The sequence below is a fragment of the Paenibacillus sp. AGC31 genome, assembly GCF_057334655.1.
The window spans coordinates 109,600-135,882 of sequence record NZ_JBHFJH010000029.1 but is presented as its reverse complement, the minus strand read 5'-3'; the positions used below and the strand labels follow the sequence as shown (position 1 = coordinate 135,882).

Here is a 26,283-nt window from a genome sequence, read left to right as displayed (position 1 = left end):
GAAGATGGCTACACAGTTGATTTAGGAGATGGGAACCTTTACTGTAAGTAAAGATGAGTTAATTGATAGTATTGACTCCCCAGCACCGAAATTTCAATGGAAAAATGCATTGCAAAGCGTGAAAGCAAAATTTCAATTTCCTAAGCCGGTTCGAGCCCTGCTATTTCTAAAAACAGAAGAAGAACGAATGAACTATCTCAGAAGTATGCCTACGCGATCTGTTGAGTCATTAACTACTGCCATAGCTTATGTTATTCTAAAGGGTAACGTACTTGAAAAAGCAGTTGAGATGGGAATTGCAATACCAGAGAAGGTGCAACTTTTTATAAATGAAATTGATGTTAAAGTTAGAAAGAGCGGGGAATTAACGGTTGCTGGTGTTAAGGCTGCTGTTCAAACGACAAAAAATATTATTGGTGCAGCTGCTGTTGTCCTGTTTGGTATAGTGCTTCTTACTAATCCTGCTTTAATGGTTGTATTGCTCCCACTTTTCTTAGCAACTGATGTCATAGGACTGTTTAAGGACTTTTCAGATAAAAAAGAGAAATAACATATCAAGCTGGTTTACTTAGATCTATATTCTATTCAGCTAAACCCTATATTGTTTGTAACTTAAAGAAAATTGAAGGGGAACGATCCTACATATGTTCAATGACAACAATACGCGGAGTACTGATAGTGAGAAAAGTACCGAAACAATGATGTATACACTTCATAGTGGGGTCACCGGAAACATAGAACTGAACAATGCTCAACAAAAGGAATGGTTCAAACACTATAAGGATGGTCGTAAATATATCACTACAGAAGGTGGATATATCAGAGGTTTAAATCCCAAACTTGTTTCTGTATTTAAAATTAAGAAGAATAGTGAGCATGGTAATACCTTAGAACCAAATAAAGAAGTAGTCGAAGAAACAAAAACATTTCCACAAAATGAATCAAAATTGGACGTAGTTGCTATAACTAAAGTCTCATACAAAGTTCAGTGTGTCTGCGGTGCCAGGTATGTATCTACTCTAAGAGATGATTTAACTAAATTGAACTGCAAATACTGTGGTAAATTACTATATCCGAATCGTTTACGTAACAAAGTAGATACTATCTATGGAAAAGCATGGATAACCACAAATCTACATTCATAAATACAGTGAAAAGATGTTCACAATATTTCCCTCTTAGATTTGAGATAACTTGGCTAAAAAATAAAGATGTTATACAATGTATTGTACGATAAATGGCAAACTTACTGAAAAGTGAGGACGCAAAGCCGAGGGTCTAATGTTCCTGTTGGAACTATGACAGCCTGGTTACCGAAGTTGAAAATCAATTGATTTAAACCGGTGGAATGGGCTTATCTCTTCAGAGAGGCCCTTTTTTATTGCAAAAAATCAGCTCCCCCTGTTCATTGGCGGCCGGGAGCTGATTGTTATAAGAACTTCCTACACTGCTGTTAATGGGAGAGTAGATTCCAATGCCATAGTAACAAATTTAGAAGAGAATCTCTTCACGTTCACTGACTTGTCCAATTCTAAGTTGATAAGTTCCTTTATACTTTCAAGGACTTCCGTCTCTGTATCTCCAACAACGCTCAACCGAAACTCTGGAGCGTATGCGCTGACGTTCTTAGAAGAATAGTCTTCTTCAACCAAAATCATTACTTCTCTGCTGTTCATATATTGCCCTCCGTGGATAGTGTGTGAATTTTTTTTGTAGTGAAAATGTACTACTTTTAGTACGATTATACCGCATGAATGGGTCGTTAGTATGATATGGCATATTTGGACGAAGGTTGGCCTTATATGGAGAAAAATTTGTCGAATAACAGCGAATTTAACAGTAATAGGGGGAAGTCCACGTGCCAAACAAAATATTGACCGCAATTATTGCTGAAGATAACATTGAAAATCGGGAACAAATGGTGGTTTACGCAAAAAGGATAGGGATTACCATTCTAAGTACCGTCGCGTCAGGCGAATGGCTAATTGACGATTGTATCCGTTACAAGCCAGATATTGTATTTTTAAAAAATGATCTTAACGGAACTCCGGGATTGATTGCATATGAAAGACTAATTGATTATGGAGTTAAACCCTATTTGATCATCATGGCTGATGAATTGAATACAGAGTTAATGCTAGCAGGGCTTCAGCTGAATTGCCTTGATTTTTTGAATAAACCTGTGAATTTAGTTCGTATGACTGAAGCCGTAGACAAGGTTAGAATGACATTGAATAGAGACCTGAGCATTACACATGGATCCCCTGGGAGAATCATTAGCCTGAAATCGAGTTACAAGACCATCTATGTGAACGAGCATAATCTTATTTATGCAAGTAAGCTTAAAGGTGAGCATCGGACTATCATTTATGCTGAAGGCAGTGAAGATGAGATCATATCTACCAGCTCACTCAAAGATATCATGAGTCAATGCTCAAGCAGCTTTTTTATGCCTAATCAGTCAAATATCATTAACATGAACTATGTGTCTAAAGTGTTTGCTAGTGAGAATACGATTGGGAATTATATCATCCTATTGCACAATGCTGTTGAAATTGACTTGCCAAGACGCAAACGCAAACTATTTGAAGAGGCCTACAGGCTCAGTAACAATGATTCGAATATTTTAAATATATCAAATGAAGATTAACACCTTATAGTGTGGACAGCTAATCATCAATGTATTTATTTGACCAGCTCATTAGCCTGGTCTATTTGCTTTTTATTTCAAATTTCATAGTACAATGTTTTGTTAGGGGTACCGCGTATGTTATAAAGATCAGTTCGTTGTCCTGCTAAATTTAAAAGAATCAGAAATTCCGCATAAAAGGCATTGACCTATGGTAGATTAATCCATAGTATTACTTATAAAGAGAAAAACTCATAAAAAATGGTTTATTATCTGTGGAGGTGGAATCTCACTTGGAATCAAATAATATAAAGACGATCCGAACAGAATTGCTACACTACATAGATCAGAATAAACTACTTATTTATCATTTTGCTGAGAAATCAGGAATTAATTCAGGTACCTTGAGTAGAATCATTAATGGATCGAAGCCTATACCGATCAGAACCCTGGACCAATTGACTTCAACTATGGGATTAGAAGAAGGGGCTTTCTATGACCTCTATGTTGAAGAGCTGATGCAGGATCCCTCAACGGATTGGAGAAGATTAAGACCATTCATTGCACGATGCGCGGAATTGAATAAACTCGCATGTGTTGAACAAGTTGTTGATTTGATGCTGGAAAAATCATATTATATCTCCTCGCTTTTTGAATTTGCAGAAATGTTATACGCAGAAGGGGATAAATCTGTTGCATTAATTATTTACAAGAAAGTCTCCGAGGGGGAGCGTTATCAACATGCAGAGAGACTGGCTATATGCCAATACAGAATTTTTAAGTCTACTTTAAATGATGACCAAGACCTAAATTTAGAGCGTGGCTTGATATTTGAACCGTTTGTTACAAGACTGAGTGAATCCGAACAGCTAGATGCACTAAAGGATCTTGCGAATCTGTATTTGTCACTTAGACGTTGGGATAAAGCAATGAGTCTTGGTAGCGAAATGGGGAGAATTGCGAAAATTCTGTATGAGCAAAATCATAATCGTAAGCGACAAGATAGAAGAGAAGTAACCCCACAAAAACCTCTCTTTGGCTATATTTTGTACTCTTACTTAATTCTTGGGGCTATTGCTGAAGAGAAACAAGATTACAATGAAGCATTGCAACATGTTGCAATGTACGAGAATCATGATTGGATTGTAGAAGGTGATGTAGCAGCTGAGCAAACAAAAAAACAATTTCTATTATGGGCTACTGCTAACAAAACTCTTTACAGGTTAATGTCAGGGGAAACTGATTTACTCGATGATTATGTGGAATCCCTTGCGACTAACGACAGTGAAATATTGCGTGCACTTTTTAAGATAGTTAAGGCTGCTCTGAGATATGACATGAACATCGATCATGTACTTGAACGGTTTGATGAAACAATCCAATCTCAGGTGGTTTCACAATGTAAAGTAGGATCGTATTCTTCACAGATTATCAATGACAGGTTTGTAATTTTCCTAGCCGACTTAGGGGAGTATTTCTCAAAGAGTTTACGCCCAAAGGTTGGAATTCTCTTTATACTAGATAGTTTAGCAATCTCTGCTAAGATCAAAAATGATGCTTGTATGGTAAGATGCTTCTGTTTATTTGATGAAATAAGGGATTCAGCAACAGAAGAGCATCTCCATAGGTACAAAGCAATTTTAAAGGAGGTTCAATTAAACAGATGAAAAGCCAATCAGTACTAGTTTCCGCATTTGTGGCTCTGGCAATCCTGTTATTCAGCCCATTAAACCAGGTATCAGCAAATACGGATGTTACTAAACCTGCTGTTCCCGTTTCTCTGAACACTATAGTAACTACCTCTTCACACGGTGAAGGTGGTTGGTAGAAGTTTAGTGGCCTACGTAAGTCTCCATTGTAATGGAGGCTTTTTATTTTGAATTTCTGTTCATGTGGTTAAGTCAATAATTTGAGCAGAAACCGATAGGATATATAATGAGGTGAATCATTATGATTAAAAATTCAGACATGAGCACTTTGGAACAAGAGAGAGAGTGCCTAAATAAATTAGTAAACGCATATGGGCTTGCACACCCTTTAGTCATAAAGCAATCCGAACGATTAGATGAAGTAATAAATCAGCACTATAAAAATTACATAAATCGCATCAATGAGAGTTAACTCGTCTTGTATCTGGTAGATTCCCTGAATTAGATTACATTATCTATCATCTGATAAGTCCAGCTAGATAGAAGTTATTGCTGCGTTCACCCCATCATTTAATGTTGGGGTATCTTTTTGATTGTTTGCATAGTCTAATTGTAGTAGAATTAGACCTATATTAATCATTAAGGGGGATTTAGAATGTTTACCGTAAATGATGTAATGGAATCAACAGGTCAAAGGAGAGGGACGGTCGATAATTTTCGTAGTGAGCTTCAAAAGTTGAATTTAATGAGCAATAATGAGCGTTTTGATAAAAAGGCACTCGAAACTTTTCGGAAGGCCATTCAATTTAAAGAGGAAAACGATTGCACCTGGATTCATGCAACTCACTGGGCAATTCAGATGGAGTATGCCGAAGAAATGAGCAGACCCTTCGAGTGGTCAACTAGTATACACTTAAAGTACTTAACTTACCTAAATGAGAATCACTTAGTAGATGTCAAGCATGTTGTAACAGATTTAATGTCCACAATAGACTTTTTTGCTGTCTTCCATGTTATCATTGATAATTTTAAAGATATGGGAACCAAACATAATATCTACAAAGCTAGTCAGCCCACGGATGGAAATGCTCTTGCTTTCAAATGCAAAGGTGATGATTTCTTCTATTATGTAGTGGGCAAGTACAATTACTACACTAAAGAAGAAGATGTACATGTATTTTATAATGACGGTTTGGTGTTCAATATTATGAAATGTCAGTACATAGGGGGAGGAAGAAAAGAATCAGAACGACTTAAAGACTTGGTGAAATCAGTTTACGAAAGCTACAACTCAAAAAAAACTGAGGAGAAGAACCTAAATGAATAAAATAAGAATGCAGCTTTTAGAATTTGCAGTGTTAATTACACTAATTATGTTTAGTGTTGCGACTTATTTTGCTTCTCTTGCTAATTATCTCGGTACCGCTATCCCTATCTTTATTATGATTGCCTTAGCAATTATTTATCCTTCGGTTGAGGTGATTATTTCGAGTAAAAAGTACGGACACGGAATATGGTACAATCGGTTATTTAATAATTTTGAGTTTCATATTGGATCCCTCACAGATTGGAATACGATAGCCATAAGAGTGGCCAGAATTCGAAGAATTGCTTTGAAGATGGATGTTAGTGTATTCTTCTATACTAATCATTACGACCAGCACCGGCTTGATGAACTTGCGAAAAGATTAAATGTTGCATTAGAGATCCGACCGGCGAATTGGCTACAAGCGCTATTCTATAGAGCAACTTGTTTTATTGTTACTTTCTATAAGGTAGAGGCATGGAAACGTAAAAAATATCCTGTTCTTCACTGTGTCATGAACCCTGGAAAAAGAAAGTTGCCCTTGAATGTATAAAGATTTTAAATGTATATCTTAAAGATGGAGGGTATATGGAAAACGTCAATGGAAATCTAGAAAGAGTTAGTCAATTCTCGAACACTTTGGGGTTATATGGTCTTCTTCTAGCTATAGTTATGTTTGTGGGTTACCGATTTGTTAAAAGTAAAGCCTATGAACGTATGATCGGACTATAGCTTAAGAAGATGAGAGTGAATGAAAAGAACGAATTAGAGAGAGCAATAGGGATACCCTTAATCGCTTTAATGTTGCTGGTGCTTTTTGGTTTAGCGGGAATTGTTGATTTATTACTCCAAAACTAATTGATGTAATTAGTGGATTGAGTGAAAGGTTCTATGGTTACTTAGAGGCATTTATACCAAACTACAATGAAGACTGGCTACTATAATATAGCGAGTCTTCTCATTAAAATTAGTATAGAAAGTGATTGCGTTCAAGAAATGTAACTGATCGTTCAGAATTAATTCACTATTAACCCAAGGTTGCATATACATTGTATATGTTATATAGTGGTGCTATAATTGCCATAACGTTATGAGTAACGTTACCCCTAGTAACGTTACATAAAGTCAGATTAAAGTAGTAGCAGTAGTGCCACTCTTTTTTACAGCTAGGTTTCCATGTCAAAGATGTCCTAGCAGTAATGCATTAAGAAAGTCAAAAAGGAGCGTTAACAGTTGGTAGCTGTTAATGCTTCTTTTTTTTACGAGAAGAAGACTTACTCGGCCAAAAGAATGTGCGAAGGGTATGAATAAATTTTATTGATGCTGTACCTAAATTCAACGCCGTTGTTAGAAATTCTGCTGCATAGGTAACCATAATTATAATTAAGATAATCTTACTAATGTCTGTCCCCTCCCTTCATAGAGGGCACCACAGCTGCTACTATCATACTGTAACCCAACATATGCTATTTTGTAAACAGGGCTTAGTAGATATACGTAGTAACAAAATACCTTACCTGACTCAAGTGCTATGGGAGAGTAAGAAGGCTATAAACGAAGGATTTTTAAAAAAATATAGAAAAATAAATCGTGTTTCTACGTAATTCATCAATAAACTTCCGAAGTTTGAACATACCATATGTAGTATCCGGTTTAACTAGAATAATTCAGATTAATATGCATTAACTTATGCTTACTTAATTACTGAGAGATAGTGATACCCCTGGTGTTAACCCCAGGGGTATCTTGCGTTTGTTGAATTTAGAATGTTTTTACTGTCCGGAGAATCGTCGCCAATTGAAGATATTTAATCGGTTTATAAAAAATTATTGGTTCAATAACTTTTCGAAATAGCCAGACTATAATAGTTGCTGCAAGTATAAGACTTAAAATAATCCCTATTGCAGTACTTAAATTAGAAGCAGCAAAAAGTTTATTCAATGAGATGTTCCATAATGGGAATAAAAAAGCTGTGAAAATGGCTACTGGCAACCATCGCAATTTGCGGAGGCTATCGCTTCGTTCTGTGTAGTAGGCAATAAGGTAATCAATGTAATTCTTATCCATCTTGCTATTATTATTTAAGTATTTATGAATAACACTACACTGGATAGAGAAGAGGACTTCTTTGTTGAAGTTTAAGATCCAGTACTTAACTAGAAAGGAGAGCTCGCGATATTCCTTTTTCACAAATAAATTTGAAGCAGTACCTGATCCAATAAGACCGACGAATCCTCCTAAGAACATGACTAAAAAAATTATACCCCAGTAACCGGGTGTCTCTTTATCAGTCCACCATGAGAAGATTAGGTTACCGAAGATTGATAAAATTAATAAACTTAAATTTATTACAGCAATCCATTCAAAAACCTTAGCTGTAGTACTCATGAGCATTTTACTTCTTGAATTCTCATTTAATAGAGAGTACAGATCTCGTTTAATAATCTGGTCTTGAACTGATTCATTTGACAGTATTTTTTCTGGTTTATTATTAATTTTTACTGGACGTATGTATCTTCCATACATGCTTAACATCAAATTCCTCCCTTAAACTATATATATCCATGGACAGATACTATTCGTAGTATCTGGGTGGTATCTTTGCCAGTACAATTTGTACAACTTTAATTAATGGTCTATTAATAGTTGTTGTTGTATATTAAAGGTAATATAGCATATAACTTAGGGGGTAAGGAATTGTCTTTTAAAACCTCACATTCTATCATGAAAAAGAAGGGACGCTGGAACAAAAAAGGGAAGGTTCCTTCGCGAGTATTTTCATGCCCAACTTGCTTTTCGAAGTACACTGAACCACCTCGCTCGTCAAGCAACAATAAGACCTACTGCTCCCAATGCCTGGTGAAAACAAATGAATTTGTAAATTTGAAACAGATTACCGTTTACAAATCAAAATAATAAATTCTTATAAAGATGTTAACTCACTTGTTATCAGAACACGGGTTAAATTAATGGAGGAAGGACAGGTAGATATGATAATGGGAACATGCCCTAAATGTGGAGGAGACTTGCAAGAAACAAGACAATCTACGGAAGTCCAAATTAATGAGCAGAAGAAGGTTAAGATGCCGGAGCTCTCTGCTCTTAAGTGTATATCGTGTAGTGATGTATATTTTACCCCTTCCGCGAATCAAGAGATGGAAAGGATACTAATGCGTGAAATTCTAAATACGGAAATAGATGAACTGGAAAAAGAATGCCGATCCTGTAACAGCCAAGAACGGTATGAAGAACTTCTTATAGAAATTGAAAATCTTAGAAAACAACTGGAAGACATCATAGAGAACTCATTGTAATGGCTAAACAATCCAATATTCGTTCTACTGGATCTTATGAAAGCCTGGTTCGGGTGTGGTCCTTTAGATAGTAAAAAAGGGTACCTAACGTGGGGGCCAGGCTCAACGTTTCCTAGTTAAGATTGACCTTGGAGTTGTTTGTCTTTTATTGAGCCTGAGAGATGTTGCAATCTTATAGCCAAGATAATGTATGGAAGCTTCAGTATGCCCAAAATTCATGAATAAACTTTAAATCTTTAATCAGGAGCGGATTTATAAATTGAAATCGATAATTATAACTATAGGGATAGGCTATTTTTATATAGTCATTTCTATTATGAGATGGATCATTGAGGTTCCAACATTGTTTATTGCATTACTATCCATAGCTGCAGCATTATTTACCTTAGCGGATTATTACAGCGATGTGAAAAACAATGAAAAGTGGGCCACTAACACATTTGTTAGCGGTCTGGTTTTTCTTATCGCATCTCTCGTCTCTTTATTACTAATCCCTGTACTCAACAATCTAACAGGGTTTTGGATTGTGCAAAGAGCTGGAGATTGGGCTACACTATTTGGCCTTGGCATCGTTGTTATCACAATCGGATATAAAGAAATGGCAAAAACTAAATTAGTTGAACCTATCAAAGTGCAGGAAGAACAAGACTCCCCAATTGTTATTGTCAAAAAAATGAATGAAATTGAGTACAACACGATGATGGAATTGAATGACGTCATTACTCAATTAAAAAAAATAGATCCTCATGTCTTCGGGAATGGTAAGGTTTACAATGGCTGGTCGGTATTCTACGATATTCTGGTAGACTTTTATAATGCAGGAGGCCCTTTTTATGACGGTTTAAATCGGCAGTTATTTTTTGAATTCTTAGAGTCGTTGGATAGTACTACAGAAATTATAGTGAATCTTGCTGACCCTGATTTTGATGATGATCTCGATTTAGGTGATATCGTCTTATGGGGTACGAGCTACGAGGTTTACTCACAGTCTTCTATTAAATATATTGAAGGACCGACTGTTCAGGATGTCGTTGAAAATTTGGGTGAAACACTTGAGCGGTGGAAATCTCTTAAAGATAACATTACGAAACAGTATGAACAAACTCGAGTATAATGACAAACCCTGCTCTGGATGTAGATTTTGGAGAATCTTGAAGACGAAATCAAGCCCTCAAGCGAATGCCGTTGTTTATTATCTTATCTTTAAAGTGAGGGGGACTGTAGAATTACGATTAGAGTTTAGGACTTAAATGTAATCATGATGCGCCGGAATTACCATACATTGAACTAGTCGCTTACCAAAAAAGAGTACGTTGGAAAGGAGTGGAATGATTTGCAAATTGCCAATTACGAGAATACTCTAATCTCTCTGTTTGACGAATTCAATAAGTATCCCCGGAAAGATCTGGCTATCACAGAGATCAGGAAAAAGGGGAGAAAAGATGGTTTTAGATGTCCTTTCTGTGATGAATATCTCATACTTCGTGCGGGGAACATGAATGAACCTCATTTTGCACATAAACAGGGGAAGTCCTGTACAGTTGCCCGTTCATATGAACAATACGAGCAGCAAGTGAAGAGAGAATCAGCTCAGCACTCGGTAATACGGGACGTCATCTACGATGACTTGAGAACGCAGGAGAGATATAAACCTGATCTTAAAGTGGAGCATGGCTATAAAGCGAAAGCTGAAGGAGGTTGGAAGGTTGTCCCTGATATCATCGTAAAAAAGGGCAACTATGAGTTCGGTATATCAGTCCTGACCAATGTATATCAGAAGGGTGATGAGTCACTCGTAAAGATAATTCGAAAAAGGAATCAATATTTCGATGAGAAAGGCTTAAATAATATCTGGTTTATAGAGGATCAAGAGCTGAGTTTAGATTTATCGTATAGAGTTTTGTTTCTTTGGGAATCTGAGACCCTTCTTAGTACCAAAACAGATTGGGATCACAAATGGGATAAACTACTGAATAATCTATCTGGTAACGATACTTACTCGATATCAGAGGTTTTTAATTATAATGAGAAACAGATTCTCCATAATGATGTCCGCAGCTTGTACTATGTTCATTCTACGTCTGATGGAATATCGTTTTCTGTTCATCGAATCATCTTTGATGAACTTGAGCCCCCATACCGAGCTTTTGCTGTAACTACGGGGTACAAGATGCAACTTACTGAAGCTTTGGTAATCCAGGATTACCTTCAGTTATCTAATGATGATTTCGAAAATCGGCAAATGGATATTTTTAGATCAGATTTTGCTAAGGGGGTAGATCGCCTCACGCAAATTGATGAAGGAAGAACAGAGGACACCCATGCATTGAATGATGTTGAAATACCATTACCACAAATTGTGAGACAGAACAAACCTCAAAAGGATCTTCCCGTGATCTATTGGGATGATGGGACAGTTACATACCTCATCGAAAGGCTTAAACGAAAGTACATCTCTGTAGAGGATGCCGCCTTACTGGCGCAATATTTGAGACATAACAGGGAGCTGGTTATTTTTAAGGGATGGGACCTTCGTGATATTAAGAAAATGGCTTTTGAAGCACTGGGTAAAATATCGGATCCCAATGTGAGAATACATCTTATTGAGATTGTAGATTTATAGTTTGTTATAATGAATAGACGTAGTTCAAACAATTATAGTATGGAAGGGCGGTTAACGATGAAGGAAACATTCAAGGTTGGCAGTACATACGATTGTGTTGTAAATGGACAGATTTGGGCGTTTACTGTAGTCGAAGTAGATGAAGAAAATAAGGGAAACCTTTGGATTACCTGGAGTGCCGGTTGGAGTAACGGTATTACTGGTGAGGAAGAAGATGAAGAATGTCATTCTATTGATGAATTGTTCAAAAAGGTTGAAGATCATAAAAATAATGTGGCTGCAGGAATTATCTATCCACGAGGAGATAGCGAAGAAGCACAATTTAATGGATTAACTGAGTTAATATCAAAGCCGAGATACTATTTTGGGCAAATGGAAGTTCCACGGGCTTTTGTACTTACAGACCATTTTTCACCTGAAGGGTACAGACCGGACAGAGAGTATCTAGAATTCGTTTTTGATCCCGAAAGCTCCCTGTTAAGAGTGGCAAGTCCAGATCCTGCGGCAGACGTTCCTAGCTGGGTAATTGAACGGTTTGATGTATCTGGTGTTACTAGGGTGAAACCCGAAACACGTACTGAGAAGGTAGTTTATCTTCTTAAGATTAACAACGTAAAGGATGTTGTTTAAGAAGATTGCGTTTAGGAAAACAACATGACTAAGTAGTTAATGGTATATATAATGAGTTTAAAATTATAGAGAACACAGGGCTTAGAGTTAAACTTTTAGGGAATTGTGATGCAGGGGTAAATCACGTAAGGAACCCAAAAGGATAGCCACAGCCGTCCTTTTGTATATGTCTGAGAGATTGGTTGTGGACGAATTTGGGATATAGTTTTCGGAGAAATTATTAGATATATTAAGGAGGCCTTGCAAAATAAATTAAGTGAAAAGAGCAACAATACTATCTTGTATTTCATCACCAGTATAATGAGTGTTGTCATTGATGAATTCAACAACTTCCTCAAATTTTAATGCAACATTAAGAGGAGAATTGTCAGCAAGAGAATTGTCATCTTTTTCTGATCTGTTCTTTGGATCGGAATTTTTTGAAATGAATACTCGGTTTTCCCTCAATACTTCAACGGATAAAACATCAGAACATATATAGCGTAGTGTAACTGTAAAATTTTCATTTAAGTTATTTTTAAGAGTAATGGTTTCTATACACATTTATCTAAATCTCCTTTAGATTAAAAAGTTACAAAATATAGATAGTCAAACACAATTCCTTGTATTGTATCATAGGAATTAGATCACAGTGTATATTCTCTTGGTATTTCACCGCTAAAATATGGTAAAGTTATTTCATACATACTAAGGGGGGAATGAAATGTCTATTGCTTCAAAAATTTTAAAAGACATACGAGATAATGTAATTATATATGAAAGAAATTTTGGCTTTGCAGAACTTAAAGCAAACATTATATCTGGTTTGAAAAATCAGATACAAGACAGTTCGGTTAAACACCAACTACAGGAAGCGGAAGCTTACAAAGATGAATATGAAAAAAATGCAGAGGATAGTTACCGAGAAGCACTTCGTTTGTTTGACAATTACAAGGATGATTTTGAATCTGAAGAATTGAAGGAAGCGGAAGAGTTAATCAATAGGTTAAAAGAGTAGGACTTGGTATTTGTTTATGAATCTTATTTACTTTCTTTACAGTTAGTGTCGAAGGATAAGTACATAGTCTAACTGAAGTCGCTAATTTAGCGGCTTTGTTATTTTATCGGTACAAGTTTGTGTCTCGAGCCAAGTACCTGAACTTATTCCGATTACCGGAATGGACTAGAACAACGTCCGATTTCCGATTAGATGAATATCTCTAAATAAAAGATGATGTAATTAAAATCTCAACAAGCAACATAATAGCCCCAACTAACTGCGCCTGAAGCTTTCTTGCTGAGGCAGAAAATTCAGGAGAAATAGGCGAAGGCTTTACAGTCGCAGCAAGATTCGTAAAAAAGGAAAGATGAGGGGAGACACAATGAACGTAAGCAAACGCAGCAAGAACGACTTGCCAAATCGGGGGATCAGCCGAAGATCGGGGCGCAGGTGGGCCTCCTGTCTGCTCGCCTCGGTCTTGGCCCTAACGGTCATCGTACCGGTTTATCCGGCAGAACGCGCATCGGCGGCATCGGCTAGGATGGATTCGCAAGGAGGGTACTCGCAGGATCAGCTCGATGGATTGGCTTATCTGAACGAGATTCGGGCAAGGGTAGGCGTAGGCCCGTTGGAGCTGGATGCGAGATTGACGCAGGCGTCGCAGGCGCACGCGGCTTATTACAATACCACTCAGTTCGAAGGATTGTCAGCGCATCGGGAGGAGCCCGGTACGGCAGGGTTTACAGGAGCGACGCCTGGAGACCGGGGCAAAGCAGCAGGATGGCCAAACATTTCGGTAGCTGAAGTCATGTCTTTTGAAAAAGAAACGACAAGGGAAGCGATTGATTCCTGGCTAAGCACCGCTTATCATCGCAAGATTATATTGGACGGCCAGTATACATCGGTCGGCATCGGGTTGCAAGGTGGTACTGCGGTCATGAACCCGGCTTACGTGAAAATCCAGAAGAAAGACCCGGAAGCCAATGTGTATCCATATGACGGCATGAAAGGAGCCAACATTGGATTCTATGGATTGGAGATTCCAAATCCGCTTGACCGCTTCGGTGTTGAACACTCAGGTGGCATCATCTCGGCTACGGCAGGCCTCGGCATCGACTCGTTCGAAGCGAGCATCGTGGACTCGCAAGGGCAAGAAGTTCCGTACTACAGCGAACTGCAAGGCGATACGGTGTTCTTGTTTCCCAAGGATGTGCTAGACGGGTACAGCGTCTATACGGTGAAGCTCGATTATACGCTTTATAAAGAGTCGGAACTTCGCAGCAAGACCTGGTCGTTCACGACTGGCAAAGGACGCACGATTCATGGCTTATCCGCCCAATATGATGAATTTATGCTGAATCCGGGAAGCAAGCTGCCGATCAAGATCGTTGCCTCTTACGGCGATGGCACATATGGAACCCCGAAAACGCCGATTGCCTACTCCAGCAGTTCCTCTGTCGGTTTGAAAGTTTCCGCAGACGGAATGCTCGAAGGGGTTAAGCCTGGCACTTACAAGGTGACGTTCAGCTCCGGGGCAGTACGTGGCACGGTGCCGGTACGAGTTTTCGAACGTCTCAAGAGTAAGATCTATCCAGCAACTAATCCGGCCAAGGTGAAAGATATCGCTGGACGCTCTGATCAAGTAGCGATCGAGTGGGCGCTTCGTTCGGGCGTCGCCGGAGCGGATGCAAAGGGCAAATTCCACCCAGAAGATCCCGTGAGCGAAGAACAGTTTCTTATCATGCTGCTGCGCACCTACAAAGTCGATGACGAATCGTACGCTTCCAAAAAGAAGAAGCACTTGGCGGAAGGCGCCTATAACGTGGCGAAAGCCCGCAACCTGTTGTTGTTCAGTGCACGTCCGGGAAAAAGCGACTTTCGGGACAAGCCAATTAACCGCAATCGAGTGGCTGGACTGATCGCGTCAGCAGACGGCGTAAACTTCGATTTTCCGAATGCGGAAAAATACGTGCTGGCTCGTGATTATATGCGCGGAACCAAAGGTAACCAAGTCTGGACGTTCGGTTCCAACGATATCGTTACTCGGGCACAGGCAGCGGTGATCTTGATGCAATTGCAGTCCCGCATGAAGTATTTGGTCGGCGCACCTAAAACGATTACGTCTGAGAAGAAGCTACCTGAACGTCCTTTTCCTGAAGTATATAAGAAACCGGTGCTTGGCAATAAGATGTTAATTGCTGAATTCCGTGAGGAAGGTACGCTGCAGGTGGAGGGACAATTCGCGGAACAGGCGAACAAGAAGCTGGAGATCCAAATCAATCAACACCAGAATAATAGGCGAAGCGGGGAGATACTAGATAAAATTTCAGTGCAGACCGATTCATTGGGGCGATTCTCAATTTCGTCCACAGGTACTTATGGAGATGCTATCCTGGATGTGAACCTGAGAACGGAAGAAGTCATCTATTACATTGGGGTCAAAAGAGGCACAATGAACGCGTCCGAGTATTCAAGTTAAGAAAATAAAGCCCTACGAGCGCATTCGCAAACTAACATTAAAACACGAAGAAGCCTCCGACTTGGATCGGAGGCTTCTTCGTGTCGAGAAAGTCCGACTTGGAGCAAAAGTCAAAGATAGTATTAGGATTTGGTGTGTAGGTAAGAAGAAACCCTGATATGTAAGGTCATTACTCATCCAAATTTAATTAATTCTTTGATTTATTCAATTTTTGTAACAGGCCTTGCATTGGTTTGCTTAGAGAACGTCGAATTAAAAGAAATCAATAATAAATTTAAAGTATGTATGAGAAACGATACTGTTGGGTAACATAATTACAAATACCGATAACTGTTTGAGAGTCGCTATTTAAGTGGATTTTTTTATCGGTACAAGTTCTTATCCCGAGCCAAAGACAAAAACAGAATGATGTATGGGCATAGATAGGTTTTTGACTTGTTACTTTTGTTATGATATTATCTTAGCAAGCAATTAAAGTACCTATGGAATAAGGTACTGAATCACGATATTTAGCGCAGGATATAGAGACCTGACGATAATATCGTTTTTTTATGTTTAGACATGTGCACAAAAGCCGTATTTTGACTAATAGTCTGTAGACTTAAATACGCCGAATCTCGTCTTCTGAGATCGGCGCTTTTTGCTGTTAGCATTACACTCACTCTTTACTTGTCTACGTTTTTCTGCTCTTTTTATGGTATTATTGTAACACATTATTTGATTAATTATACATCTCAGATAAAAAAATCATTCGACCGTCCCCGATCGAGCAAAGTTCTAGGAACGGCCATTATCAAATCTGTTAGTATTTTTCAAGTTCTGTCTTTAAATCCTCAATCAGTATATCGACTTCTAATACAGCAGAATCAGCATTATTTAAGAATATTGAAGGTTTAAAACCCTCTTTTTTTAAATTGGGTAGAAACTCGTCTATGAACTCGTACAAATCCATACTTTTACTTGAGTAAATTTCCCAACCATCAGTTGCACAGTATTCCGCGAATTCTTTCTTAGGCCAAAATGGAAGTAATTTATTACCTTCATCATCTTCAGTAACTGACCAACCATTCTCATAAAGGCCCCACACTTCTTCTGAATCTACTACTCTTTTGATGAAGTATTCATAACGAATATTTGCAGGGAGATTGATGACAGATTCAAATTCTTTCTGATTCATATTTCCTCCTAATGATGTTTTATCTTATTTTTCCATTATTATCGTATCTATGTTGTGTCTTATGGTTTTTTGTAATATTTAAAACACTGTGTTCGTAACCGTAACCCTTTCTTGCCTCGAAACCACGTTTGTGCTGCATTTGGTATCCCTGAGGGACTCTTACATTTTTGCGTTTTTTTCTTTTAATTTCATTTAGATCACGTTTGATTTCTCCTCGTAATGAAGTTGAAACCTTAGCATCATTTGCTATTTCTTTGAGTCTAGCTTGTTTTCCTGACCTCCCCGTCTTCTTTGCTGCTGCAGATGATGTTCCCTTTTTTATTGCTTTTACAGTTGCTTTTTTCGCAGCCTTCTTGACTCCTGTTTTGACAACTTCCTTAACGACAACTTTAACAACGAAAATAACTAAATAAATTATAAATGGGTTGTTTCCATTATCATCTACATATGCAACTGGATTATTTAGTCCGTAGCTGTATCCATTTCGATTCAGCGGGTTATCTAGATCCAAGTCTTGTTCCGAGTCCAACGAGATAAAGGAACCAAGCTGCGGATTGTAGTTTCTTGACATCAGGTAATACAATCCAGTTTCTGCATTGTATCTATAACTAGCATAACGGTATGGGTTTTCATCCGCAAGCGAGCCACTCTGATTTACAATATTCCCCCATGCGTCATATTCATACTGTGCTACTTCGTTACCAGCCTGATCTGTTAAACTGACGACATCTCCATGACCATTCAAATGGTAATAATAGGTCAATCCATCTTTAGTCATTGCTACCGGACTTCCACTATCATCCCATGTGTACTCTCGAAGTGTTTTATTATTTTCGTCCGTTTCATAGATGACTTCATCGCCATCGTAGAAGAAATTCACTGTTCCGGACTGACCAGTGGACTGAATACGTCTTCCATTCTCATCATAACTGTATTTTTGTATTCTCTGACCAGATTGATCTTGCACTTCAATTAATTGATCCAGTGCATCATATATATACGTTTGTTTACCATCGTTTACTAGGTTTCCATTATGGTCATACTGATAAGCTTGTCCATTAACATAAGTTAATTGATTGGCGTTATTATGCTCGTATACAGTGATTTGCTCCTGCCCATTGATGACAACTACTTTTTGTGTCCGATTACCTACATCGTCATACCTGTATTTAATCGTCGTCCCATCGGGTAGAGTTTCTTGTTCGAGTTGGTTAAGCGCATCGTACTCATAGGTTGTATCGCCTAATTCCGAATGAATTGTTTTTACATTCTCATTGGAGTCATACGTGTAGTCGTACTCCCGAATTACACTCCCTGTACTAGAGTAATCACCGTAAGTGCGCAACTGTTCCCCAGTATCGTAGTGAGCCTTGGTTACAATTCCGTTTGCCCGATCGGCTTGTTCCATTGCAGCCATATCATTGTACTGATAAGAAACGAGGTTTTGATTATCCTTGCTAATGCTTTTGACTTGATCTAACTCGGTGTAATCATAACTTACAGTAGACGAATGTGCACCGGTTGAATATGAGAGCTCCTGAAGTCCACTATTCGCATTATAGATATATGACTTTTGATGCCCTCTATCTACCTCTGTTTCAGGTAATCCATCAGGCTTATACGTAAAGGAACGAGCACCATTGTTTACATTGACCAGTAATCCATTTTCATCATATTCATAAGACCACTTTTGTTGCCCATCTATACTTATAGTTTTGAGTTGATCCAAAGCCGTGAATGTTGAAGAAATTGTGTTCCCATTAGGAGTCGTGGTCTCCATTAGGTTGCCATTTGAATCATATTTGTTATCTGTCACCTTGCCAATGGCATCTGTCTTTTTCATTAACTGATTTTGCCCATTGTACTCATACTGAACTACAGCCTGTTTTGGATTAATCATTTTAGTCAAGTTTCCGGCTGTATCATACTCATACGTTGTCTCTTTTTGCTTCGGATCAATTACAGTTTTCAAACGATTTAACTTATCATAATGGTAATCGGTACGATTGTTATTTCCGTCGGTATTTGCGATCATATTCCCAACCGTATCTGTTGTCACTGTTGTTGTGTTTCCTGCTGCATCTATTACCGATTTAATATCGTTACCTTTATCGTCGTAGCTGTAGGTTTCTATCGATTGGTCTGGATACGTCGTCTTTTTTAAGTTTCCATAGGTGTCATATTCATAACGCGTAACCTTTTGCTTGGCGTCAACAATGGTTTCCAAATCACCAGCTACGGTATACGAGTAATTAGTCACATTCTGTTTAGGGTCAATTTCTTTAGCAATGTGATTCAAATCATTGTACTCGTATGTTGTAACATTTCCGACTTCATCGGTTTGAGTCAGAACATTACCTTTACTATCATATGTCTGCTCAGCAACAGTTCCATCTGGGTTGGTTACTTTCTTGACATTGTAGTTTTCATCTAGGACATACTGGGTAATTTCACCTTTAGCATTTTCGATTTTCTCTGCCACGAAGTTAGCGTTCAGCGTATAGTTTGTCGTATGGCCATTTGCATTTGTTACGTCTGCTGTACGAGCGGCGCTGTCGTATTTGTACTGGGTTGCCGGCCGATCACTTGCATCTGTAACCGAAACCGTTGAAGGTTCCTGCACTTTAACCAAGTACTCTTGATCATAGGTAAAAGTGGTTAATCGATTATTCGGGTCAAAGATAGTTTTAATGTAATTGCCGCCATAACTAAACTGAGTTCGGCTGTAAGTACCATCCTCACTATACTGATCTACAGTGACTAGCTTTCCATTTTGGTACGTATAATCCGTCTTACGCCCTTCTAGCATGGCATAATCAACTAACCCATCTGAAGTATATTCAAATGTGATGGTACGGCCTGATGGGTCCTCTATACCCGTTATTGCTCCGTTCCCATTCCTTTTATACGTTATTCGGTTTCCATGCATATCTTGTTCATAACTGAGTTTGGCTTGAGTAATGCTTACTTGATCATCATTGGAGACCGTATCGAAATGCATCAGGTATCCATGTTTGTCTGTTAACTCATAACCGGTCGTGGCCCCTGCGCTACTTTTCACCTTTTTTAGTGTCAGATAATCGCCCGCTGAAGGTGTATACGTATTGTTTGTTGCGTTATATTTGAATTCATAAGCAGATCCAGTGTGGTCTGTAAACAATACGTCTCCGGTTTTGTAAGCATCTACGATGGTTTCACCACCCGTATAATACCATCCGTAGCCAAACGGTGAAGACTCGCTAGATTTTGAATTATATGTCCGCATGAAGTCTACGGAGGTATCTCCTCTACCAGTTAAGGAATAATCATTAAACTGGATGATATTGTTCCCCGTGCCCAAATTGGTATAACTAGTTCCGTTAGCTATCGGATGACTATCATATGTCCAATAATCTTTTAGACCAAGTCGGCTAGCAGAGGTGTATGTCACGCTTAAAAGCGGCGTGTAATCCGGATTGGCCGTGTCATCACCGGATATAAACTTCTTGTAGCTGTTTGTTGTTTCTGAATTGCTTTTCAGCATAAACCCTTTGTTTGTTGTGGGGTCATTGATCCACTTTTCTAGCATATTGGCAGGCAAGGACCACTTATAGTTTGCTGAAAGTGATGTTAAAGGTCCGACAGCAGTTGTAGCGACTTGCGAAGCATTGAAATCTCCACCCTGTTTACTCCACAAGTTCGTAGTATCTGCATACATCCAGGATGCAGAGTATTCCGTCCAGGCTTTATTGACACTATTCAGTGTGATATCTACATTAGTATTATTTGAAACGGACGCTAACCAGAGATTCAAGTCAGCCGTTAACACCTTTGCCCCCTGTGGGATCGTCGATGTGTCAAACTGAATGAGAGAACGGATGACATTAGAGCTAGTAGCGTCTTTATATAGACCTACACCTAGTGTCGTGTCGGTTGCTCCAGTTTGTTTGGGAAAAGCACTACGTATATTGGTATCCGCTAAGCGGTATGTCGGTTGAAATTTAACAATGGTCGGATCGATGGTGACTGGGTATACACGGGACGCATCATTAAGCCATGCGAGACTGGGGATCACGTCAATGTTTAACTGTCCCTTTTTCTCTTTCAATTCATAGTGAATATCGTAGGAAAGAGATTCTTCAGGGTAAGCATTAACTCCCCCTACCTGCTGATAACCTTCGGGTATAAAAGAGTCATACATCAACGGTTTATCGATGATATATTCAATATCGCCAGTAGATGGGTTAATCAAGGATACGGAGCCATCCTGTTCCTGGCGATAATCCAGATTACCTAGAGTTAAGGCAAATGAGTAAATCACTGACTTCTTGCCTGTCGGCTTCTTGCTGAGTTTAAGCTCTTCTTTGAGTCTATCGTTTCCCAGGGTATAGATTAAATCAGTATCGGGATAAAGTCCCTTATACGTCATTACATTATTCTTAACAATCCCTGCAGCCTTTGTGCTAGAGATGCTTTGCGTAGTTTTTACCGTATTTGTTTCCGATATGGGGTTTAAACCAATGCTGAATTTATCCTCTTTGATCTCTACCAAATTATCAGAAACAGAATGTTTCTTGTTCATTTCTACTTTGAATTCATGATTATTATTGTAAGCCGTTTGACTCGTCGTATTTAAACGGTTATCAATAGGCTTCCACTCTTGATTTGAGGAATCTTGATAGTGAATGGGAGTTTCAGAAATTTGAGTTGTGTACGTTCCATTCTCATTTGCGAATGTCTTCGATTTCTCACTTCGAAGCGAAACGATCTCTTTTGGGGTGTTGTTGGACGACAAGTTAGAATCGTCGGAAATGTTGCTTTCTTGAAGCGTTGATCTTTCGGCAGAGGGGCTTCCCCAAGCAGTGGTATTATTGAGCGATGATGTAGAGATTAAGGAACCAGCAATAATTAAGCTAATTACCTTATTCCAAAATTTGTATTTCTTTTTCATGTTGTATCCCCTTGTCTATTTTTTTACAGCAAGAAGAGTTATACCATATTATTGGAATATTTTCTAAATGAAAAATTTCCCAAAGTTAACCTTTCCAACATATAATTATTGTATTGATTAGATATAGGTCTAATCGGAAATAGGAACATGTTCTTGTCCAATACGGCAATCGGTACAAGTTCTTGTCCTTGGCTCGGGACAAGAACTTGTACCGATAAAATAAAAAAGCCGCTAAAATAGCGACTTCAATGGGACCATGTTCTTGTCCCTCGACAAAAATTGATAATCATCTGGCTTGCTGAACACGAAACTGCATGTAATAAGCAACAATTATTCAGTGCTCTCACTCACTCACTTTCAAGCGGTCACGCAGAATTTTATCCCAGCCACTACTGAATCTTCTTCGTTTGAGTCATAATCAATTAAAGGTTTTCTCATCTTGGCTGCTATAGGCATTCAGGAATCCACCGTTTCTAGCGGATCATTGTATCATTTCCTACTGCTACCTATATTCTTCTAAGGCCATTCCTAAGAAACTTCCTGTATCAGATCTAAAAATAGTTGTTTCTCACATTACCAACTGAAGAACCGACTTTGTATCCGCGCATCTCTGACCTGTTTTCATCAGTTCATTAGCATCACGTACATAGACAAACCCTCGGCTATTTAGGTTCGTAAGTTCTATACCTAAGTGCAGGTTAGCTGATAACCGATTAAATACTTTTGTTGAACTAATGGAAATCGTTAGTTCTATGAGTTCAATGTACGCTCAATATGAGCGGTTTTTATTTTGACAAAAAAATCAAATGTGAGCTACTCCACCTACCCTCGTAAAAACCTTAGAAGACGTAATTTACTATAAACCATTGAACATAACGAACATGATCTTCATCAAGTATAGAAAACTTCTGAAAGTGGATAATGCATTAATAAAAAGCACCTTAGTTACCTGCTCTACATCGAAATGGTTATTGTGACAGAGTATGAATTATGGTACGATTTTCCTATTGAAAAAGAACATTAAAATAGGGTGAACTGACATGTTGATTAGACCAAGACTTAACGATTTTCATGATCTTCCATTTACACAAGAAGAAGTGGATTTCGCAATTCCATTTCTTGATGAAGATATTCCGTTATATTTAGATCCATTTTTACTGTGGAAATCACCATCAATGCAAGACAACGCTTTACACGCTATCATTTCGAATTCTTTCAATCATTTAGGCCATCTAATTAAGAAGAATAATGAAAAAGAAGCTACGGAGATATTAATTCGAGCGTCAGAATGTACTGAAGTTGGATTAGGTACTTCGGGTAATAAAAGTGGAATGAGAATCGGAGGGAAAACAGCAACTTCAATTTTATCGCTCTTCAATTCTGTTCCTCAGATCACAGAAGGCGGATTTACTCATTTTGAAGAAATTCAGCTTTATGTTAATCAGATTTCAAAAGATCGTGTGAGTGACATTGCCTGTAATTTTTTGAAGTCGTTTTTAATTGATTTCACGATCCAACAGTGTGAAAAGCATAAAATACCAATGGAGAAGACAAAAGTCCAGGATTTGTACAATCATAAAACATATCAGATCATTGAAGAAGTTACATACTTACCTATTAATCCAGAAACTAAAAAGCCGGTGCTACTTGTTCCAAAGCGATGGCTTCGCTATATTCCGTGGATTAACTATGAAGATTACTTTGATGGTTATTTCGTAAAAGAGGTTTGGCAAGATAAGGATAACATACCTTCTAGAGTTGAAATTTTGGAATACAACCGAAAAAATTATGATGTGGTTCAAAACTTTATCAAGATGAAAGAAAGAACATTTGAAGATTGCAAAAATGATCCACTTTTTAAATCGATACCGATTACATCAGCCAATAGAAAATTAAATGAAATTATAAAATTGCCATCAGGTAAAACCGATAACGCAGATAGAAAATATGAAGATCATGTTTGCCAGCTAATGGCTTCTGCACTTTACCCTCATTTGGATTTTGCTCAAGCGCAAAGCAGAACTGATTCCGGAGCTTTAATACGAGATTTGATTTTTTATAATAATCGTTCTTTTGATTTTTTAAAAGATATTATTGAATTCTCTACTGTAGCAGGAATGTTATCCGCCTCCCTAATATTATTTTATCTTCAATATTATTTACTATTAAGTGTCTTTTTATTAATTATATAAATCCTATTTTAAGGAATAATATTAAGTTGATACTTGCGCGGGATCTGCCCTTCTGACCTTACTTAGTCTCCACACTGCGAGATCATGGGCACAAGTTCTTGTTGGCTCGGGATTCAAACTTGTACCGATAAAATAAAAAAAGCCGCTAAATTAGCGACATCAATGGGAAAATATTTTTGTCCCTCTACTCTTGTAGTAAGCAACCATTATTATGTCCGATCACTCAAGCGGTCACACAGAATTTTATCCCAGCGCGCTTCTGGATCTTCTTTGTTAGGGTCATAAGCAATTGAAGGATCACTTTCCTTGCGATATTCTATATCCTGGCCGAAAGAGACATCCAATGAATCCTCCGTTTCTAGCGGGTCGTTGTATCCGTCTCCACCTGCTGCCTCATATTCTTCTACTGCCTATCCAAGAACCCCCAGCACAATGCTCGTTTCTGCACGCCAATAATTATTATCGTAAACCAGCCGCCCATTATCGCAAACAATAAGCAGCTCGTCATTGATCGTTTCGTAACCTTCTTGGTTTAATGCTAATGCCAGTTCACTTGAAAGTTCCATGGTGGTAAGGTTCCTCATTCCCGGTCAACTTCTTAGAATGATGTACGTAGTAGATCGATGTACTACTTTACTGCTCAATACTCAAGTATTGAGTCTTCATTATCTGATAAAAAATTTGCCTAAGAAACTTCCTGTATCAGATCTATATTATTGTTTCTCACATTACCAACTGAAGAATTGACTTTGTATGCCCGCATCTCTGACGCTGAGAAGGGTCTGAGAAGGCTTGTAACACTATTATTGTCCGTTTCTCTATTTAACCACTCGGATTCATCCTGTGGCCTAATTATGGCCGGCATTCGATTGTGGATTTCGGCCATTAGGCTGTTGGGTTCCGTAGTGATAATGGTGCACGTTGATAATTTCTTTCCGTCCGGATCCAACCAAGTGTCATACAGACCGGCAAGGGAGAATATAGAGCCATCTCTCATTAAGATTCGCATTGGTTGCTTTCCGGAGTCATCCTTCTTCCACTCATAAAAACCCGAACAGGGAATAACGCACCTCTTGGTACTGACCAGCCGCCTAAATGCAGGTTTCTCGTTTAGCGTCTCAGCACGTGCATTTATCATCTTAGATCCGATTTTGTCATCTTTAGCCCATGAAGGTACCAAGCCCCATCGGAGTGAACCTAAGCGATTACCATTACTGGTTGCAATGATTGACGGGATAAACTGCATAGGGGCAGCGTTATAATTTGGACGATAGTCAAAACCTTTAGTGTATGAAGCCAGGTATCGTTCCATTATGCTATCAATAGGATCAATAATTGTAAATCTGCCGCACATACGAATACACCTCACTATAAAATTCGTTATAGGTCCAGGTATGGAATTGTTATTCTCCCAGACTCCGCACCTCATTATGCTATAGTCAAATCAACTAGTTTCTCTATTATTGGTGATCTTAGTTTACCATCTTTGGTAAAGCACTGAAATCGAACTTGGCAGCTTACAACTGGCTCAAGATAAATCCAGTCCTTATTCTCATTTCTTACAAGCCTCTTGGCTTGAGAATGAAACTTAGACAGTATGTCTTTGTGTGGTGGGAATTCAAGTATCCCTACGTGTTTGCCATTCAATTGTAGCCCCCAGCCAAATGCTCCTTTTCGAGTTGCTGAGACCTGGCAAGTTACAAATTGATATGCCTTTATTTTTGTGATTACATCTTTTGGTCTTGCATTTAAATAATATGGTGCATCACTGTTGTATTGAACTATGCCCTCTAACCCCTGTTGTTTTACTCCTAAGAAGAGCTGGAGGCCATCATCATATAAAGGTGTTATGGATATTGTCTCAGATGGGTTTAACACCGTCTGAAGAAGTTCACGCCTCTTATCAAATGTCATCGTCGTTACCGACTGGCCATCAACCCACAAAACGTCCCATATCGGAAAGTGAGCTTTTAATGTTTTACAGATTGATTTGACGGCGGTAGACTTTTTCGTGTGAAAACGGGTCATTGCATCGTCCCACCAAATCTTCGGTGGCTGATCTGTAGGCTGAGTAACATCAAAAGCGATGCATTCTCCATCCAGGATGGCCGTTTTAACGGATAACTTTATTTCCTGAAGTTCCGGAAAGCGTTCAGTTACTTCAGTTCCATGTCTTGTATATGCACGTACACTACCATTATCGTAATGAATTAATATTCTAAATCCGTCCCACTTAATGCTGGACTTCCAATCTTTTTTAATCTCACCAGGTACTAATGGCTGTAATAACATTGGTTTTAATGGTTTATTTAGCATAAGCAAAAACCTCCGCCCTAACCTTAGCATGCGGAGTATAAGTCTATCTATATGAGATT

Annotated in this window: 24 protein-coding genes and 1 riboswitch; of the genes, 15 read left to right on the top strand and 9 right to left on the bottom strand. The window is 38.5% G+C overall.

Annotation, left to right across the window (positions count from 1 at the left end):
* The first annotated feature begins 28 nt into the window (after nucleotides 1-28).
* Nucleotides 29-550 (top strand): hypothetical protein, encoded by a 522-nt coding sequence (locus ACE04G_RS17070; protein ID WP_449005002.1) that lies wholly within the window; start codon nucleotides 29-31, stop codon nucleotides 548-550.
* 94 nt (nucleotides 551-644) lie between these two features.
* Nucleotides 645-1,145: a hypothetical protein gene (locus ACE04G_RS17065; RefSeq protein WP_449005003.1), complete on the top strand. Its 501-nt coding sequence runs from the start codon at nucleotides 645-647 to the stop codon at nucleotides 1,143-1,145.
* 84 nt (nucleotides 1,146-1,229) lie between these two features.
* Nucleotides 1,230-1,318, top strand: a riboswitch (cyclic di-GMP riboswitch).
* Nucleotides 1,319-1,442: 124 nt separating this feature from the next.
* On the opposite strand, the gene ACE04G_RS17060 is transcribed toward ACE04G_RS17065, so the two are convergent.
* Entirely contained in the window at nucleotides 1,443-1,676 is a 234-nt protein-coding gene (locus tag ACE04G_RS17060; RefSeq protein WP_449005004.1) for a hypothetical protein, read from the bottom strand.
* A 182-nt stretch (nucleotides 1,677-1,858) separates the two neighbouring features.
* On the opposite strand from ACE04G_RS17060, the gene ACE04G_RS17055 reads away from it, so the two are divergent.
* The 6 genes from ACE04G_RS17055 (at nucleotide 1,859) to ACE04G_RS17030 (ending at nucleotide 6,137) form a co-directional block, all read left to right on the top strand.
* Complete coding sequence (locus ACE04G_RS17055; protein WP_449005005.1) at nucleotides 1,859-2,650, top strand: LytR/AlgR family response regulator transcription factor; 792 nt, start codon at nucleotides 1,859-1,861, stop codon at nucleotides 2,648-2,650.
* A gap of 272 nt (nucleotides 2,651-2,922) precedes the next feature.
* Nucleotides 2,923-4,296: a helix-turn-helix domain-containing protein gene (locus ACE04G_RS17050; RefSeq protein WP_449005006.1), complete on the top strand. Its 1,374-nt coding sequence runs from the start codon at nucleotides 2,923-2,925 to the stop codon at nucleotides 4,294-4,296.
* Nucleotides 4,293-4,457, top strand: a complete 165-nt coding sequence (locus ACE04G_RS17045; protein ID WP_449005007.1) for a hypothetical protein — start codon at nucleotides 4,293-4,295, stop codon at nucleotides 4,455-4,457. Before ACE04G_RS17050 ends, ACE04G_RS17045 begins: the two co-directional genes overlap by 4 nt.
* A 122-nt stretch (nucleotides 4,458-4,579) precedes the next feature.
* On the top strand, nucleotides 4,580-4,750 hold the full coding sequence (locus tag ACE04G_RS17040; RefSeq protein WP_486094558.1) for a Spo0E family sporulation regulatory protein-aspartic acid phosphatase: 171 nt from the start codon (nucleotides 4,580-4,582) through the stop codon (nucleotides 4,748-4,750).
* A 183-nt stretch (nucleotides 4,751-4,933) separates the two neighbouring features.
* Complete coding sequence (locus tag ACE04G_RS17035) at nucleotides 4,934-5,605, top strand: hypothetical protein (RefSeq protein ID WP_449005008.1); 672 nt, start codon at nucleotides 4,934-4,936, stop codon at nucleotides 5,603-5,605.
* A complete protein-coding gene (locus ACE04G_RS17030; RefSeq protein ID WP_449005009.1) occupies nucleotides 5,598-6,137 on the top strand; it encodes a hypothetical protein in 540 nt (179 codons plus the stop codon). Before ACE04G_RS17035 ends, ACE04G_RS17030 begins: the two co-directional genes overlap by 8 nt.
* 1,208 nt (nucleotides 6,138-7,345) lie before the next feature.
* Here ACE04G_RS17030 and ACE04G_RS17025 read toward each other — a convergent pair.
* On the bottom strand, nucleotides 7,346-8,119 hold the full coding sequence (locus ACE04G_RS17025; protein WP_449005010.1) for a hypothetical protein: 774 nt from the start codon (nucleotides 8,117-8,119) through the stop codon (nucleotides 7,346-7,348).
* Between the two features lie 434 nt (nucleotides 8,120-8,553).
* Between ACE04G_RS17025 and ACE04G_RS17020 the strand changes: the two genes are divergently transcribed.
* From ACE04G_RS17020 to ACE04G_RS17005, 4 genes are all read left to right on the top strand, one after another.
* Entirely contained in the window at nucleotides 8,554-8,898 is a 345-nt protein-coding gene (locus ACE04G_RS17020) for a hypothetical protein (RefSeq protein ID WP_449005011.1), read from the top strand.
* Between the two features lie 259 nt (nucleotides 8,899-9,157).
* Nucleotides 9,158-10,012 (top strand): hypothetical protein, encoded by an 855-nt coding sequence (locus ACE04G_RS17015; protein WP_486094557.1) that lies wholly within the window; start codon nucleotides 9,158-9,160, stop codon nucleotides 10,010-10,012.
* 219 nt (nucleotides 10,013-10,231) lie between these two features.
* Nucleotides 10,232-11,521, top strand: a complete 1,290-nt coding sequence (locus tag ACE04G_RS17010; protein ID WP_449005013.1) for a competence protein CoiA family protein — start codon at nucleotides 10,232-10,234, stop codon at nucleotides 11,519-11,521.
* 57 nt (nucleotides 11,522-11,578) lie between these two features.
* The gene (locus tag ACE04G_RS17005; protein ID WP_449005014.1) at nucleotides 11,579-12,151 is read left to right on the top strand and encodes a hypothetical protein; all 573 of its coding nucleotides are present in this window, start codon (nucleotides 11,579-11,581) and stop codon (nucleotides 12,149-12,151) included.
* 252 nt (nucleotides 12,152-12,403) lie between these two features.
* Here ACE04G_RS17005 and ACE04G_RS17000 read toward each other — a convergent pair whose 3' ends face one another.
* Complete coding sequence (locus ACE04G_RS17000) at nucleotides 12,404-12,694, bottom strand: hypothetical protein (protein ID WP_449005015.1); 291 nt, start codon at nucleotides 12,692-12,694, stop codon at nucleotides 12,404-12,406.
* Nucleotides 12,695-12,854: 160 nt separating this feature from the next.
* On the opposite strand from ACE04G_RS17000, the gene ACE04G_RS16995 reads away from it, so the two are divergent.
* Nucleotides 12,855-13,148, top strand: a complete 294-nt coding sequence (locus ACE04G_RS16995; RefSeq protein WP_449005016.1) for a hypothetical protein — start codon at nucleotides 12,855-12,857, stop codon at nucleotides 13,146-13,148.
* A 364-nt stretch (nucleotides 13,149-13,512) separates the two neighbouring features.
* Complete coding sequence (locus ACE04G_RS16990; RefSeq protein ID WP_449005017.1) at nucleotides 13,513-15,609, top strand: CAP and S-layer homology domain-containing protein; 2,097 nt, start codon at nucleotides 13,513-13,515, stop codon at nucleotides 15,607-15,609.
* Nucleotides 15,610-16,411: 802 nt separating this feature from the next.
* Here the strand turns inward: ACE04G_RS16990 and ACE04G_RS16985 are convergent.
* Nucleotides 16,412-16,786, bottom strand: coding sequence for a DUF2750 domain-containing protein (locus ACE04G_RS16985; protein WP_376034865.1), 375 nt, complete (start codon nucleotides 16,784-16,786; stop codon nucleotides 16,412-16,414).
* A gap of 19 nt (nucleotides 16,787-16,805) precedes the next feature.
* The gene (locus tag ACE04G_RS16980; protein WP_449005018.1) at nucleotides 16,806-21,716 is read right to left on the bottom strand and encodes a polymorphic toxin type 8 domain-containing protein; all 4,911 of its coding nucleotides are present in this window, start codon (nucleotides 21,714-21,716) and stop codon (nucleotides 16,806-16,808) included.
* Between the two features lie 1,040 nt (nucleotides 21,717-22,756).
* On the opposite strand from ACE04G_RS16980, the gene ACE04G_RS16975 reads away from it, so the two are divergent.
* The gene (locus ACE04G_RS16975) at nucleotides 22,757-23,908 is read left to right on the top strand and encodes a hypothetical protein (RefSeq protein ID WP_486094556.1); all 1,152 of its coding nucleotides are present in this window, start codon (nucleotides 22,757-22,759) and stop codon (nucleotides 23,906-23,908) included.
* Between the two features lie 209 nt (nucleotides 23,909-24,117).
* Here ACE04G_RS16975 and ACE04G_RS16970 read toward each other — a convergent pair whose 3' ends face one another.
* The 4 genes from ACE04G_RS16970 to ACE04G_RS16955 all read right to left on the bottom strand — a co-directional run bounded on the left by ACE04G_RS16970 (nucleotide 24,118) and on the right by ACE04G_RS16955 (nucleotide 26,224).
* Nucleotides 24,118-24,252 carry a hypothetical protein gene (locus ACE04G_RS16970; protein WP_449005022.1) on the bottom strand — a complete coding sequence of 45 codons (135 nt, stop codon included), beginning with the start codon at nucleotides 24,250-24,252 and terminating at the stop codon, nucleotides 24,118-24,120.
* Between the two features lie 66 nt (nucleotides 24,253-24,318).
* Complete coding sequence (locus ACE04G_RS16965; protein ID WP_449005023.1) at nucleotides 24,319-24,474, bottom strand: hypothetical protein; 156 nt, start codon at nucleotides 24,472-24,474, stop codon at nucleotides 24,319-24,321.
* Nucleotides 24,475-24,593: 119 nt separating this feature from the next.
* Complete coding sequence (locus ACE04G_RS16960; protein ID WP_486094555.1) at nucleotides 24,594-25,262, bottom strand: SOS response-associated peptidase; 669 nt, start codon at nucleotides 25,260-25,262, stop codon at nucleotides 24,594-24,596.
* A 74-nt stretch (nucleotides 25,263-25,336) separates the two neighbouring features.
* Nucleotides 25,337-26,224 carry an ATP-dependent DNA ligase gene (locus ACE04G_RS16955; protein WP_449005025.1) on the bottom strand — a complete coding sequence of 296 codons (888 nt, stop codon included), beginning with the start codon at nucleotides 26,222-26,224 and terminating at the stop codon, nucleotides 25,337-25,339.
* Between the last annotated feature and the right edge of the window lie 59 nt (nucleotides 26,225-26,283).

Excerpts from the sequence above, each read along its gene's own strand:
- ACE04G_RS17035 (WP_449005008.1), top strand. The coding sequence starts at position 4,934 with ATGTTTACCGTAAATGATGTAATGGAATCAACAGGTCAAAGGAGAGGG.
- ACE04G_RS16985 (WP_376034865.1), bottom strand. The coding sequence starts at position 16,786 with ATGAATCAGAAAGAATTTGAATCTGTCATCAATCTCCCTGCAAATATT.
- ACE04G_RS16995 (WP_449005016.1), top strand. The coding sequence starts at position 12,855 with ATGTCTATTGCTTCAAAAATTTTAAAAGACATACGAGATAATGTAATT.
- ACE04G_RS17045 (WP_449005007.1), top strand. The coding sequence starts at position 4,293 with ATGAAAAGCCAATCAGTACTAGTTTCCGCATTTGTGGCTCTGGCAATC.
- ACE04G_RS17065 (WP_449005003.1), top strand. The coding sequence starts at position 645 with ATGTTCAATGACAACAATACGCGGAGTACTGATAGTGAGAAAAGTACC.
- ACE04G_RS17030 (WP_449005009.1), top strand. The coding sequence starts at position 5,598 with ATGAATAAAATAAGAATGCAGCTTTTAGAATTTGCAGTGTTAATTACA.
- ACE04G_RS16975 (WP_486094556.1), top strand. The coding sequence starts at position 22,757 with ATGTTGATTAGACCAAGACTTAACGATTTTCATGATCTTCCATTTACA.
- ACE04G_RS16965 (WP_449005023.1), bottom strand. The coding sequence starts at position 24,474 with ATGGAACTTTCAAGTGAACTGGCATTAGCATTAAACCAAGAAGGTTAC.
- ACE04G_RS17020 (WP_449005011.1), top strand. The coding sequence starts at position 8,554 with ATGGAGGAAGGACAGGTAGATATGATAATGGGAACATGCCCTAAATGT.
- ACE04G_RS17000 (WP_449005015.1), bottom strand. The coding sequence starts at position 12,694 with ATGTGTATAGAAACCATTACTCTTAAAAATAACTTAAATGAAAATTTT.
- ACE04G_RS17025 (WP_449005010.1), bottom strand. The coding sequence starts at position 8,119 with ATGTTAAGCATGTATGGAAGATACATACGTCCAGTAAAAATTAATAAT.
- ACE04G_RS16980 (WP_449005018.1), bottom strand. The coding sequence starts at position 21,716 with ATGAAAAAGAAATACAAATTTTGGAATAAGGTAATTAGCTTAATTATT.
- ACE04G_RS16990 (WP_449005017.1), top strand. The coding sequence starts at position 13,513 with ATGAACGTAAGCAAACGCAGCAAGAACGACTTGCCAAATCGGGGGATC.
- ACE04G_RS17060 (WP_449005004.1), bottom strand. The coding sequence starts at position 1,676 with ATGAACAGCAGAGAAGTAATGATTTTGGTTGAAGAAGACTATTCTTCT.
- ACE04G_RS17040 (WP_486094558.1), top strand. The coding sequence starts at position 4,580 with ATGATTAAAAATTCAGACATGAGCACTTTGGAACAAGAGAGAGAGTGC.
- ACE04G_RS16955 (WP_449005025.1), bottom strand. The coding sequence starts at position 26,224 with ATGCTAAATAAACCATTAAAACCAATGTTATTACAGCCATTAGTACCT.
- ACE04G_RS17005 (WP_449005014.1), top strand. The coding sequence starts at position 11,579 with ATGAAGGAAACATTCAAGGTTGGCAGTACATACGATTGTGTTGTAAAT.
- ACE04G_RS16960 (WP_486094555.1), bottom strand. The coding sequence starts at position 25,262 with ATGTGCGGCAGATTTACAATTATTGATCCTATTGATAGCATAATGGAA.
- ACE04G_RS17070 (WP_449005002.1), top strand. The coding sequence starts at position 29 with ATGGGAACCTTTACTGTAAGTAAAGATGAGTTAATTGATAGTATTGAC.